General features: G+C 60.1%; 8 protein-coding genes. 5 read left to right on the top strand and 3 right to left on the bottom strand.

Features of this window, described 5'->3' with window-relative positions; all coding sequences use genetic code 11:
* Position 1: 1 nt before the first annotated feature.
* Both NFR87_RS02435 and NFR87_RS02430 read left to right on the top strand, forming a co-directional pair.
* Positions 2-2,425, top strand: a complete 2,424-nt coding sequence (locus NFR87_RS02435) for an S-layer homology domain-containing protein (protein WP_251445843.1) — start codon at positions 2-4, stop codon at positions 2,423-2,425.
* A 361-nt stretch (positions 2,426-2,786) separates the two neighbouring features.
* Positions 2,787-5,813 (top strand): S-layer homology domain-containing protein, encoded by a 3,027-nt coding sequence (locus NFR87_RS02430; RefSeq protein WP_251445840.1) that lies wholly within the window; start codon positions 2,787-2,789, stop codon positions 5,811-5,813.
* A 90-nt stretch (positions 5,814-5,903) separates the two neighbouring features.
* On the opposite strand, the gene NFR87_RS02425 is transcribed toward NFR87_RS02430, so the two are convergent.
* Positions 5,904-6,305 (bottom strand): hypothetical protein, encoded by a 402-nt coding sequence (locus NFR87_RS02425; protein WP_251445837.1) that lies wholly within the window; start codon positions 6,303-6,305, stop codon positions 5,904-5,906.
* A gap of 142 nt (positions 6,306-6,447) precedes the next feature.
* Between NFR87_RS02425 and NFR87_RS02420 the strand changes: the two genes are divergently transcribed.
* The gene (locus tag NFR87_RS02420) at positions 6,448-6,822 is read left to right on the top strand and encodes a hypothetical protein (RefSeq protein ID WP_251445834.1); all 375 of its coding nucleotides are present in this window, start codon (positions 6,448-6,450) and stop codon (positions 6,820-6,822) included.
* Between the two features lie 88 nt (positions 6,823-6,910).
* On the opposite strand, the gene NFR87_RS02415 is transcribed toward NFR87_RS02420, so the two are convergent.
* On the bottom strand, positions 6,911-9,955 hold the full coding sequence (locus NFR87_RS02415) for an S-layer homology domain-containing protein (protein ID WP_251445831.1): 3,045 nt from the start codon (positions 9,953-9,955) through the stop codon (positions 6,911-6,913).
* Between the two features lie 406 nt (positions 9,956-10,361).
* Between NFR87_RS02415 and NFR87_RS02410 the strand changes: the two genes are divergently transcribed.
* A complete protein-coding gene (locus NFR87_RS02410) occupies positions 10,362-10,748 on the top strand; it encodes a hypothetical protein (protein WP_251445828.1) in 387 nt (128 codons plus the stop codon).
* A 78-nt stretch (positions 10,749-10,826) separates the two neighbouring features.
* Here NFR87_RS02410 and NFR87_RS02405 read toward each other — a convergent pair whose 3' ends face one another.
* Positions 10,827-11,105 (bottom strand): hypothetical protein, encoded by a 279-nt coding sequence (locus tag NFR87_RS02405; protein ID WP_251445826.1) that lies wholly within the window; start codon positions 11,103-11,105, stop codon positions 10,827-10,829.
* Between the two features lie 75 nt (positions 11,106-11,180).
* Between NFR87_RS02405 and NFR87_RS02400 the strand changes: the two genes are divergently transcribed.
* Entirely contained in the window at positions 11,181-12,665 is a 1,485-nt protein-coding gene (locus NFR87_RS02400; RefSeq protein WP_251445823.1) for a carbon-nitrogen hydrolase family protein, read from the top strand.
* Positions 12,666-12,671 lie beyond the last annotated feature (6 nt).

Here is a 12,671-nt window from a genome sequence, read left to right as displayed (position 1 = left end):
AATGAAACTGAAACGCATTTTTGCCCTGGGCCTGGCCTTGAGCCTGAGCCTTACCGTCCTCCCCGCGGCCTCCGCCGCCCAGCAGACCCCCTTCCGGGACATCTCCGATCCTCAGCTTATGGAGTCGGTTCAGTTCCTCCGCCTGATGAAGGTCACCGACGGCGTAGGCGATGGGCTCTTTAACCCCAGCGGCACCCTGAGCCGGGCTGAGTTCTGCGCTATGGCTGTCCGGGCCCTGGACCGCGCCGACGAGGTGCCCACCCAGGAGGGCCGCACCATCTTCAAGGACGTCCCCTCCACCTACTGGGCCCGGGGCTACATCAATGTGGCCACCCAGTCCACCGGCACCGGCGACAACGCCACCCCCGGGATCATCCGGGGCGACGCCACCGGCTGCTTCCATCCCGACGATCCCATCACCTTTGCCGAGGCAGTGACCATCCTTATACGGGTGCTGGGTTACAACGACTCCAATGTGGGCTTCGGCATGGCCTGGTATGACGGCTATATCTCCACCGCCGCCTCCGTCGGCCTCACCGATGATCTTTACGTCGGCCCCACCGAAACCCTCACCCGGGCCCAGGCCGCCACCCTTTTCTATAACCTCTACTTTACCGAGCCCAAGGACTCCAAGGACAGCTACCTGGTCTCCATGGGCGGAAAAGAGGAGGAGGGCGGCATTGTCCTGGACGTGGACGCCACCGCTGACGACGGCACCACCGGCGCCGTGCAGACCACCAAGGGCACCTATAAGACCGACCGGGTCTTCGACGCCGCGCTGGAGGGCTTTGAGGGCAAGGCCATCCTGGATTCCGACGGCAAGCTCCTGGCCTTCCAGCGCAAGGAGGGCGCCAGCAGCCGCACGGTGAACATCATCTCCACCCAGGCCACCTACCTCACCATCTCCGGCGGCGACCGGCTGGATGTGGAGCCCGACACCACAGTCTACCGCGACGGAAAGACCACCACCTGGCGCGAGGTCTATACCAACGTCAAGTCCTCCACCTCCGTCACCCTCCATTATGGAGCCAACGGCAAACTCTCCTATCTCTTCTTCCCCTCCACCGACCCCGATTCCGCCACCTCCATGGTGGCCCGCACCGCCCCCAACGGAAGCGCCAATCCCTTTGCCGCCCTGGCCAATGGCGGGACGTACACCATGTTCAAAAACGGCGTGGCGGCCGACGCCTCTGACATCCGCCAGTGGGACGTGGCCACCTGGGACGCGGGCACCCGGGTCATTCAGGTCTCCGACCTGAAGCTCACCGGCGTCTATGAGAGCGTCACTCCCAGCCCCCAGGCCCCCATCACCGTCAAGCTCATGGGCCAGTCCTTTGACGTGCTCGCCTCCGCCCGCAGCGACCTGGCCGCCTTCAAGCCCGGGGACAAGATCACCCTTCTGCTCACCATAGAGCACCAGGTGGCCGGCGTGGTCTCCGCCGACACCGTGACCGGAAACGCCGTGGGCGTGGCCACCGTCACGGATACCACCGCCACCGTCAAGCTCCTTCAGAGCGGCCTGGAAGTCACCGGCGAAGTCCATTCCGCCGCCAAAGACCGCTACAACAACCAGCTGGTCACCGTCACCAGCTCCACCTCCGGCCACCTGAGTCTCGCTCTGGTCTCCGGCTCCACCCCCCGCGGAAATCTGGATGTGGCTACGCGCACCGTGGGAGATAAAGTCCTCTCCGAGAACGTGGTGGTCTATGACCGGGTGGAGAAGGGCGACATGGTGGCTGTGAGCTACGACCAGCTCCCCGCCACCGTCTCCCGGGACAAGATCGCCTTTACCTCCACCGACTCCACCGGGCGCATCAACTGCCTGGTGCTCAATGACGTCACCGGCGACGCTTACCAGTACGGGTATTTTAAATATGAAAGCGGGAAGCGGATCCCCGAATATAAGACCGAGGAAAAGGCTGTGCTGGATAAAGACGGCAAGCCTCTGACCGACGAGGATGGAAACCCGGTGACAGAAGAGGTCATCGTCTACGACGGAAACGGCAATCCTATCATTATAGGTTATAAAACGGAAGGCGCCCCCACCCTCTGCGTCAGGCAGGGCAGCGACAAGGGCGCGGAGACCACTACTCCCGCCGGCACCTTCCTCTCCACCGTCCGCAACAAGGTTCCCGGCGGCGTGGCCTACACCGCCGACGGTAAGGTGGCCGCCACGGTCTATCTCACCGCCATCACCGGCGTGGCCCGTGCCAGCTTCGACATGGACGACATGACCGTTACTGTGGCCGGGGTCTCCTGGCCCGTGTCCGACAAAGTGCAGTGCTACAATAACTCCACCAAAACCTGGTTCGCCCCCGGTGAAACCGGCCTGGAGGCCGCCCGCGGCTATGCCGACCAGCTCACCGTCTACTACGACCGCCCCGCGGCGCAGGGCGGCAAGATCCGCCTGGTGGTCATTCCCTAAGCGTCCCCTCAAAAGGCCCAGTCCAGTTGGACTGGGCCTTTTTTCGTCCTTTTTCTCCGCTTTCGCACATTACTGTGCGACTGCAAATTTCTCAGGTCTACCAAATGTCTACCAAAATCCCCCTTCAAACCACTGTCCCCCAAGGACTTCAAAAATTACCAATATTTGGTGTCTACCACATGTCTACCACCATCACTTTTCCGGCCGGGAAACGCTGTTTCCCGGCCGTTTTTTATGCTTTTCCTCACTTTTACGGCTGCACCAGTGGTGTCATACTTCCCTGAAAGTACTGGGAACACTAAGTTTCCAGGGATTTTAGGGGTAGGGCGAACCCGCCAAAATAAAAAAGGAGGAACAATCCATGAACAACCTCAAGCGCGTCCTCAGCCTGGGTCTCGTGGGCACCATGCTCTCCGGCATGATGGTCATGGGCGCCAGCGCCGCGGACTTCACGGACGTCGACAAGATCCAGCACGACGAAGCCGTGAACGTACTGGTTGCCCTGAAGGTCGTCGACGGCAAGCCCGACGGCAGCTTCGATCCCGAGGGCGACGTGACCCGGAGCCAGATGGCCAAGATGATCGCCGTCGCCATGAACGGCGGCAGCGAGGCCAACACCGGCACCAAGACCACTCCCACCTACACCGACATCAAGGGTCACTGGGCTGAGAGCTACATCGAGTACTGCGCCGACCTGGGCATCATCTCCGGCCGGGGCGACGGTACCTTCGATCCCGACGCCAACGTCACCGGTCTCGAGGCCACCAAGATGGTGCTGACCGCCATGGGCTTTGACGCCGAGGCTTACAAGCTGACCGGCGCCCAGTGGGCCGTGCGCACCGACGAGGTCGCCCGCACCATGACCGGCACCCAGGAGGGCGAGCCCAACATGTACGAGGATCTGGCCGGCGTCATGATGGCTGCCAACGCCAGCCGCGACACCGCCGCTCAGCTCATCTGGAACGGTCTGCAGAACCGCACCCGCACCGTGCAGCCCACCACCACCAGCGGCGGCGGCGTGGAGTGGACCTACGTGACCAACAGCACCAGCCTGCTCAAGCAGCGCTATGACGCCGAGGTCAAGGAAGGCCAGTTCAAGGGCAATGAGAAGACCGGCGCTACCACCACCGAGGGCGAGATCGTGGTGGACAACTGGAGCTTCCCCTCTGACTTCGACATCTCCAACATCGGCGAGACTGTCAAGGTCGTCTACAAAGAGGGCAAGGGCGGCGTCACCGGCCCCGACAAGAAGGACACCATCCTCGGCGTGTTCAACGCCAACAAGTCCCAGGTGGTCAAGGCCACTCTGAACGACGTGGCCGACGCCAAGGACGACCTGAAGAAGGGCAAGATCAAGGTTGCCGGTACTCTCTATGAGATCGACGACAAGGTGACCGTCCACACCAACTATGGCGAGTCCAGCAAGGATTACACCACCGCCAAGGCCATTCAGGACGACCTGAAGAAGGTCAACGGCGACGCCATCAAGGTCGTCATCAACGACGACAACAAGGTCACCGACATTTACCTGGTGCAGTCCTACCTGGCCAAGGTGACCTCCGTCACCTCCAGCAAGATCACCCTGTCCGGCATCGGCACCATCGACCTGGAGGACAACGATGTGGCCGAGGGCCTGAAGAAGAACGACGTGGTCGTGGTCACCAGCATCTACGCTGAGAAGACCAAGACCGACGACGCTCACTACACCGTGGCCAAGGCCGAGGTGGTGGAGGGCGAGATCACCTCCTTCGAGGGCACCAAGTCCGTGGCCATCGACAGCGAGAACTACAAGATCCGCGAGGAGAACCTGGGCAACTACAAGAACGTGGTGGACGACGCCTACACCGGCTTCGACGGCAACATCGGCAACACCGTGGCCGCCTACCTGGTCAACGGCTTCGTGGCCGTGGTGAACGAGCTGGAGAGCGGCGCTTCCGACTGGGCTCTGGTCATCGCCTCCAACGGCAAGAACTGGGACGCCACCAAGATGGATCAGGGCCGCGTGCAGCTGCTGAAGCCCGACGGAAGCAAGCCCACCTACAATGTGGACGAGAAGTCCGACATTCAGCTGGCGAAGGACAGCGTTGCTATCTCCAACCTCATCAAGTACTCCGTCACCAACGACGGCACCATCAAGATCAAGACCGCTCAGAGCACCACTGCTGCCAACGGCCAGAGCGATAAGGACGCCAGCTTCGTGAAGGTCACCGGCGGCGACCTGGTGTGGGATGACGACACCAAGATGCTGGGCGATGTGGCTGTGGCCGCCTCCGACGCCGTTCTCTTCGTGAACACCAGCGCCGACGCCACCGCCGACTACAAGTACTACAGCCTGCGCAACCTGGGCGACATCAAGGCCACCGACGCCGCTGGAAAGGACGAGGCCAAGGACGTTGCCTACGTGAAGGATTCCTCCGGCCGTATCCTCTACGCTTACGTTGATCTGGGCCGCGTGCCCGGCGGCGCCACTGCCGACACCCTGTACGGCATGATCACCACCGACCTGCGCACCGTGAAGGTGGGCGACGAGCAGTACAAGCAGGCCACCGTGTGGACCCAGGACGGCGAGAAGACCATCAAGGTCGACGCTGACTACGTTGGCTCCGACGCCAGCAAGCTGGATCTGAAGAAGGGCGCCTACATCTCCTTCAAGGAGACCAGCGACGAGCTGTACGACAAGACCACCGGCGAGATGAAGGTCCTGGCTGCCAACGTCACTGCCGCCGCTGTCAACAGCGTGCTGGACGTGGCCGTGGACAGCTACTCCGAGAGCGACAAGACCCTGAGCTACTACGTGAAGGGTCAGCTGGAGAAGACCCTGGCCAGCGGCGTCTTCGAGGCCAAGGACGGCGAGAACGCCAAGGTCAACGCCCTGGATAAGGACGCTGTCATCGTTTACGTGGATCGCGACAACAAGAAGGGCCTGGACGATGTGGGCATCAGCGCCTTCCCCGAGACCAAGGGCTATGCCAACGCCAAGCTGGTCTTCGACACTGAGAAGACCAACAAGATCGTGGCCATCATCTTCAACGCCAACAACGACACTGACGTCAACGGCAACGAGGTTGCCCTGGGCAATGAGGAGAAGGCTCCCGCCGTGGCTGTGACCAGCGCCGACCTGAGCAAGGACGCCGTCGAGATCACCGCCGCTGACACGGCTGCCGATGCGATCACCGTCTCCAACATCAAGCCCGACAACGCCACCGACAAGACCGTGACTGTCGAGTCTGCTGACGACACCAAGGTGATCGCTTCTGTGAGCGGCACTACCATCACTGTCAAGACTGCTGCCGGCCTGACCAACTCCGCCAACGGCACTGTGAAGGTGACTGTTAAGGTGGGCGGCGTTCAGGTTGGCGAGATCACTGTGACCATCAACATCGCCTAAACCTCTTAACGCAATCTGCAAGCACTAAAAAAAGAACCCCCGGACGAGAGATCGTCCGGGGGTTCTTTTCCCGCGTCAATTCGGCGGGGCTCAATAGAAGGCGATGTAGTGGTAGGTATCCGCACCCCAGTTGGTCCAAATGTAGTTGCCTTGCAGGCGGCTGCCCACCCGGAAGCCGTTCTCCACGATCTCCACCGCAGGCTTGTTGTCGGGGGTGCGGGCGGGCCGCTGGGGCAGGGCCAGGCCGCCATAGGTGTAGCTGGTGTTGCTGCCGCTGCGTATCACGCCGTCCTGGGTCACCAGCAGCACCGCCAGGGGCGTGAGGCCCAGGTGGATGACGCGCTGGGCCTCGCCGTCCCCGGCGTAGGCCCCGGTGACCATTCGGACTGAGGCGTCCAGCGCCTCAAAATTGTCATTGAACTCCTCCCGCAGGAAATCGTCCCCCGCCGCCCAGGTATGGAGCTTGTAATGCTCTGTTTTGTGACTTGACATAGATAAACCTCCCTTCAAAGGGAGTGGTGAAAACCGCAAAAAGTGTCCCGCAAAGGCACGCACCTTCCCCCGGGCCAGAATTTTCGCACTTTGGAGGAAACTTTTCCCCCCTCTTCACCTCTTTTGAGGAGGAATGATAACAATGTCAAGCAATTTGACCCTGAATTTTGGCCTTCACACCTGGGAGCCGGAAGACGACTTTTTGCGCACCGAGTTCAACGAGAACTTTGAGGCCATCGACGGCCACATGGCCCGCATGGCGGCGGGGGTGTATGTGGGCGACGGGGCGGCCAGCCGGGACATCGACCTGGGGTTCCACCCCCAGGCGGTACTGATGGCCAGCGGTGGGCAGTACCTGGCCATCAGCGGCTCGGGCAGCTACGGCGGCCTGGCCCTACGGGACAACCCCAGCGGCGGGGTCACCGTCACGGAGCGCGGCTTTACCGTCATCCAGCGCTACCAGGGCACCTACTGCAACCAGGAGGGCAGCAGCTACCACTTTTGGGCCTTTGGCTGAGAGGGAACAGGGAAAAAGACCGTCCCCGGGAGTGATCCCGGGGACGGTCTTTTTTGCTTTACAGCTGAGTCAGGTCAGGAAAACCTGATTACGCAGCCGCGCCGGTCAGAGTGGCGGACACAGCGCCGGTCACGGTGCCTTCCACGGTGAAGGTGCCGCTGGTGGCGACGTCATCAGCGGTAATGGTGATGACCAGGCCGCTGACAGTGCAGTTGGTGCCGCTGGTGGGGGCCAGAGCAGTAGCGCCGCTCAGGCCGGTGATGGCCAGGGTGATGGTGTCGTCCGCGGCGCCAGTCCCAGCAGTGCCGGAGACGGTCACGGTGTACTTGACCTTCTCTTTAACGCTGGCGCTGGTCTTGTCGGCCACGGCGGTGACCTTCACGCCGGCCTGGGTGACGTCGGTGGCGTTGCCCACGGTCACGGGGGCGGAAGCGGCGCCGCTGCCGTCGATCTTGTTGTCCTCGTCCACATAGATGGCCTTGATGAGGTCAGCCTCGTCGCCGGTGCCCAGAACCAGAGCGGCATTGTTGAAGTCGCTGCCGGAGATCTGGGTGTACTTCTGGATGGTGTTGTTGGTGGAGGCCTTGTTGCCGTCCATCTTCACGCCGATGATCACGGTGTCGTCATTCATGCGGTAGGAGGTGTCGGTGCCGGCAATAACGCCGTTGACGCCGTAGGTCTCGGTGGTGGTGATGACCAGCTTACGGGCGGTGTCGTGCTCCTTCACCTTGACGATGGAGGGAGACAGAGCCTCGAACTCGGTGCTGGAGATGGCGCTGTCGCTGATGGTGTACTTCACGAAAGCGCCCTTGGTCACGGCGGAGGTGCCCTCCACCAGGACGGTGTCGCTCTCGTCGCCGTTCCAAACGGTGAACTCGGTGCCCTTCTCGTTGTCAGAGCCGTAGGTGGTCTCCACCTTACCGGTGACGAAGCCGTAGCGGCTGCTGTCGCCGGCGCCGGTGGGCATGGTGGTGGTGGTCAGAGCAAAGGCGGCCACCTTGTCGCTCTTGGTGCCCACATAGGCATTGGTCTCATCCTTGGCGTTAATGGAGCTGGTGGTGTTGGCGTTGAACACCTTCCACTTGCTGTTGGTGGCATCATTCTCATCAACGAAGTAGATGAAGGCGATGGCGTCGGCGGAAACCACCTGGGTCACAGCAGGATTGCTGCCGTTGATCGTGGTCAGAACCTTAGTGTTCTTGTTGAAGGTGTGGGTGGTGGTACCGCTGGCATCCTTCACAGGAGCGACCAGGGTCATCTTGACCTCGGTGCCGTTGCGCAGGGTCTCGTACTTGACCATGACGGCGCCGGCATCTTCATTGATCGCGATCTCGTTGCCGTTCACGGTGCTGGTACTATTGGTGATAACTTTTACGGTGGAGTCCTTGTGCACGGAGAAGGTCTTCTCAGAGCCGTCGGCCAGGAGCAGCTTGACCTGGTCGGTGATGCCCTTCTGGGTGCGCAGAACCATGGCGAAGTCGGTCTCGGCAGAGATGGTGGCGCCGGCCACGTAGTACTTCTCGCCCTCGAGAACCAGCTTGTACTCGTCGCCCACGTTGAAGGTGGTGGTGGCGTAGTCGCTGAGAGCCTTGAAGTTGGCGGACTTGTCGTACCAGGTGCCGTCGATGCGCAGCTTGTCGCCGTCCTTGGCCTCGACCTTGCCCTCGACGGTGGTGAGCTTCTTCACCTGCTGCTCAGCGTTGGAGCCGTTGTAGAAGGCGGCGGTGGCGACCAGATCGTCCTTGCCGGCCTCATCGCCCACGAAGCGGACGTTCTCCAGATCCTTGGAGCCCACGCCCTCCAGCTGAACCTTGCTGCTGGTCTTGGACAGGACGGTGGAGGGAGTCCAGGTCTCAACGTAAGCCTTGCAGATGGCGCCGTTGTCGTCGGTGATGAACTTGATGGTGTCAGTGGACTTCACACGCAGGCCGTTGGCGGCGGTGTTGATCCAGGTGGCAAACTCGACCTTGGTGGCGTCAGCGGCGGAGCCGTGGACAGTGGAGCCGAGGGTGTCGGCAGTATTGCCGTAGTTCCAGATCACGGCCTTGTCGTTTTCATCTACGCCGGCCACGTCGTAGAGTACGTCGCCGAACTTGATGCGGCCGTTATTGACCTCGTCCTTGGCGTCCTGCAGGTCGCCCTTGGTGATGCGGTAGACCTTGGTCTCGTCCATGTTGAACACGCCGTAGATGGTGTCCTTCTTATCGGGGGCGTTCTTCTGGCCGCCGTTGCCATCCTTGAAGATGACCTTGAACTTCTCGCCGATGAAGGAGATGTCCAGATCGGAGGGGAAGTTGGCGGTGGTGGGGCTGATGGGGTTGCCGTTGGCGGCCACCTCGGCAGCGCCGCGCAGGCGGCCCTTGATCTGGATCTCGCCCTTGGCAGCGCCGGTGGCGCTGGTGTTGTAGTTGCCCTCGAAGGTGCCCTCGAAGATCTGGGCGCCGTAACGCTCGGTGAGCATCATCTGGCCGTCCTCGTAGGTCCACTCGATGGAGCCGGTGTTCACGCCGGTGGTGGGACGAACCTGCTTGGTGGTGTTCTGCAGGCCGTTCCAGATGAGCTGGGCGGCGGTGTCACGGGTGGCGGCATTGGCCATCATGACAGTCTCCAGATCCTCGTACAGCTTGGGGCTGGCCTGACGGGCCAGCTCGTCGGTACGGGTGGCCCAGGTGGCGCCGGTGAGCTGATAGGCGTCAGCGGCGTAGCCCAGGGCGGTGAGGACCATCTTGGTGGCCTCGAGACCGGTGACGTTGGCGCCGGGATCGAAGGTGCCGTCGCCGCGGCCGGAGATGATCTTCATGTCGGAGCAGTACTCGATGTAGCTCTCCGCCCAGTGGCCCTTGATGTCGGTGAAGGTGGGGTTGGTCTTTACGCCGGTGTTGGCCTCGTTGCCGCCGTTCATGGCGGTGGCGATCATCTTGGCCATCTCGGCACGGGTCACGTTGCCCTCGGGATCGAAGGAGCCGTCGGGCTTACCGTCGACGATCTTCAGGGCAACCAGAGTGCTCACGGCGTCGGCGTGCTCGATCTTCTCGCCGTCCGTGAACTCCGCAGCGCTGGCGCCCATGACCATCATGCCGGCAAGCATGGTGCCCACGAGACCCAGGCTGAGGACGCGCTTGAGGTTGTTCATGGATTGTTTCCTCCTTTTTTATTTTGACGAAGTTTGTCGCTTGAAAGCCTTGAAAAATAAGGACTTTTTCTGTTGCTTTCCAAGTATGACACCACTGGTGCGGCCACAAAAGTGAGAAAAAGCATAAAAAACGGCCGGGAAACAGCGTTTCCCGGCCGGAAAAGTGATGGTGGTAGACATCTGGTAGACACCAAATATTGGTAATTTTTGAAGCCCTTGGGGGACAGTGGTTTGAAGGGGGATTTTGGTAGACATTTGGTAGACCGGAGAGAAATCACAGTCGCAATTTACTGCGTAAAAGCGAGCGAAAAATGGGGAAAAAGCGCAAAAAGGCCCCGAAGACGGTGTTTGCCGTTTTCGGGTATCTTTCTGCGCTGTTTCTCCCGGTTTGAAGGGAGGTTTGACTATGTCAAGCAAAAAAACGGAGAACTACCAGCTCCACATCTGGGAGCCGGAGGATGACTTTCTGCGGGAGGAATTCAACGAGAACTTTCAACGCCTGGATGAGATCTTCGTTACCGGAAGTTATGCCGGAAGCGGGGCGGCAGAGCGGAGTATCGAGTTGGGATTCAAGCCTGCGGTAGTGCTGCTGTGTGACCAGAGCGGACGGATGGGCTATTTCACCAATTACAACGCCACCAGCGGCGGCCTGTTTATGCCGGGCTGTCCCATCAACGGCACCAACAACGGCCTGGCGGCGGAGGTGACGGAGCAAGGGTTCCGGGTGTGCCATGAGGGCTGGAATCAGGTCAACGCCAAGAATACACGCTATCACTACATCGCCCTGCGGTAAGGGAGAAAACAAGCCCCGAACCAAACGGTTCGGGGCTTGTTTTTATTTACAGCCGATCTACTGCGAAGGCAGTTAAGATCAGATGGTGAAGCTGCCGCTGGAAAGGGTGGCGCCGTAGGTGGAGCCATCGGTACCAGCAGTGATGGTGTAGGTATAGCTGCCGGCGGGCGCGGCGGTAACGGTGTTGCCGTCGGCGTCCGTAGCCCAAGAGCCAGTCTTGGTGCTGTTGGCGCCAGTCACACTCAGCTTGCCCACGGCGACCCAGAAGTAGTGGCCCTCGCCGTCGGCGCTGGTCAGGGTGCCAGCCAGCACCGGCACGCAGAAGAATACAACAAAAACACAACAATTTTCTTGCATTTCTGCTTGTCTTGTGGTATATTTGAATTGAAAAAAGATTCCCCTCAAGGGGATAGAAATAGAGGCGATAGAGAAATGCCAGAAGATGACCCTAAATATGAGCTGGTGCACGGCGGCACATTTTACGATCTGCTGACCGTTTTGTGTTGGAGAATAGAGCAGTTGGATGACGATGCAAAGGAAAAGCTGTATAAACAGGCGGCAAATTGCTGGGAGGATAGAATAGAGGACGTCAAGACCCGTTTCCCCTTTTTGCGCGCGGATGAAGCGCGCCCGACCCTCTGCGCGGAGCTGACGGAAGAGATCCTTGTCACGCTTGAGGAAGCCCTGAAGTGCGAGCCGGTCGACTGGGTGCTCATCCTATGTGTGGCTGTGGCTGTGGACGACCTGATGGAGTGGCCCGCCAACAGCCGGAGCTTTACCCGCCCCCACCCCGTTTTTGACGTTTCGGATTCTGATTTTGCCAGGAATGAATTAAAGGCTGTAGATGTGTCGGACTACATCGAGATGCTTGTATCCCTCAACCCCCGGACCCGGTCAGAGTTTGGGGATATCATACCGCGGCTTCCGTGTGATTGGGAAAAGGGAGGTTTCCGAAGCTCGGAAAGCCTCCAGCGCGACCCGCTGAGCTTTTTGCGGCATTATCTGTGGGTGCCGCCCGGGTCGAAATGGGAGGCGGAGCATCTGCTTGTGACTCTTTGCGACAAAGAGCCGCTGAAGCTCATAATGTCCCCCCTGAGCAGCCAGGCACCCTTTAAGGCCGGCACGAAGCCGGGCGAGGATAACTTCTATGTTCGCTATTCTGAGACGAAGGCCAATGAGATCACAGAGCGGGTCAAACGGACGATAGACGCCGCGAGGGCGGAGAATGCGCACATTCTTCTCTTTCCCGAGATGATGGCCTCGCCCTCCTGCATCGCACAAAGCGCCGCCTATTTACAGGAGGGATATGGAAATCGTCGCCCCGGATTGGTTTTCCTTCCCACCTCGGAATATGAGCGCGACGGAAAGTGGGTCAATCAGCTGCTCGTTTTGGACAGCGATGGCAACTGCGTGTTTGGGTATAATAAGCAGTGGGCTTTCGAGCTTGACGCCTCAAAGGGGAACAGGAGAGCCCTCCGCTATGAGCCCATCGAAGCGGACAATAAATTCTATGTGCTCCATGTTCCCCATGTAGGACGGATCGGCATGATGATATGCGCGGATACTTTTGAGAGCGGATATCTGAAGTATGCGTTGGAGCGGTATAAGCTCACCCTGCTGCTGCATATCGTTTTTTCACAGGGCGAAGATCGGTTGCTCCGAAGTCTGTCCGATACAGAAAAGGGAATGTGTGACGTGGTGCTGTGTAATACCTGTGCGGTCTTGGGCGGTAAGACGAGCCCTGCCGAGAGAGCACCGCTGGTGGCGGCATATTTGGCAAACGGGCACATGGGGTGCATACGCAAAGAATTTCGTGGCTGCGGCGCGCCGGATAGCTGCCGGGGTTGCACGCTGACAGTAGAGCTCCCAACGTCCTATGGAACTGCAATACCGGAGCTCCAATATAAAACACTGTAAGGAAAA

The sequence above is a fragment of the Vermiculatibacterium agrestimuris genome, assembly GCF_943193085.1.
Classification (GTDB): domain Bacteria; phylum Bacillota; class Clostridia; order Oscillospirales; family Oscillospiraceae; genus Vermiculatibacterium; species Vermiculatibacterium agrestimuris.
Note: the sequence above shows the minus strand (reverse complement) of the source record. Positions and strands in the feature narration are given on the sequence as shown.

What these genes read in the sequence shown, in the direction of transcription:
- NFR87_RS02430 (WP_251445840.1), top strand. Translation starts at nt 2,787, where the DNA reads ATGAACAACCTCAAGCGCGTCCTCAGCCTGGGTCTCGTGGGCACCATG.
- NFR87_RS02420 (WP_251445834.1), top strand. Translation starts at nt 6,448, where the DNA reads ATGTCAAGCAATTTGACCCTGAATTTTGGCCTTCACACCTGGGAGCCG.
- NFR87_RS02435 (WP_251445843.1), top strand. Translation starts at nt 2, where the DNA reads ATGAAACTGAAACGCATTTTTGCCCTGGGCCTGGCCTTGAGCCTGAGC.
- NFR87_RS02405 (WP_251445826.1), bottom strand. Translation starts at nt 11,105, where the DNA reads ATGCAAGAAAATTGTTGTGTTTTTGTTGTATTCTTCTGCGTGCCGGTG.
- NFR87_RS02410 (WP_251445828.1), top strand. Translation starts at nt 10,362, where the DNA reads ATGTCAAGCAAAAAAACGGAGAACTACCAGCTCCACATCTGGGAGCCG.
- NFR87_RS02415 (WP_251445831.1), bottom strand. Translation starts at nt 9,955, where the DNA reads ATGAACAACCTCAAGCGCGTCCTCAGCCTGGGTCTCGTGGGCACCATG.
- NFR87_RS02425 (WP_251445837.1), bottom strand. Translation starts at nt 6,305, where the DNA reads ATGTCAAGTCACAAAACAGAGCATTACAAGCTCCATACCTGGGCGGCG.
- NFR87_RS02400 (WP_251445823.1), top strand. Translation starts at nt 11,181, where the DNA reads ATGCCAGAAGATGACCCTAAATATGAGCTGGTGCACGGCGGCACATTT.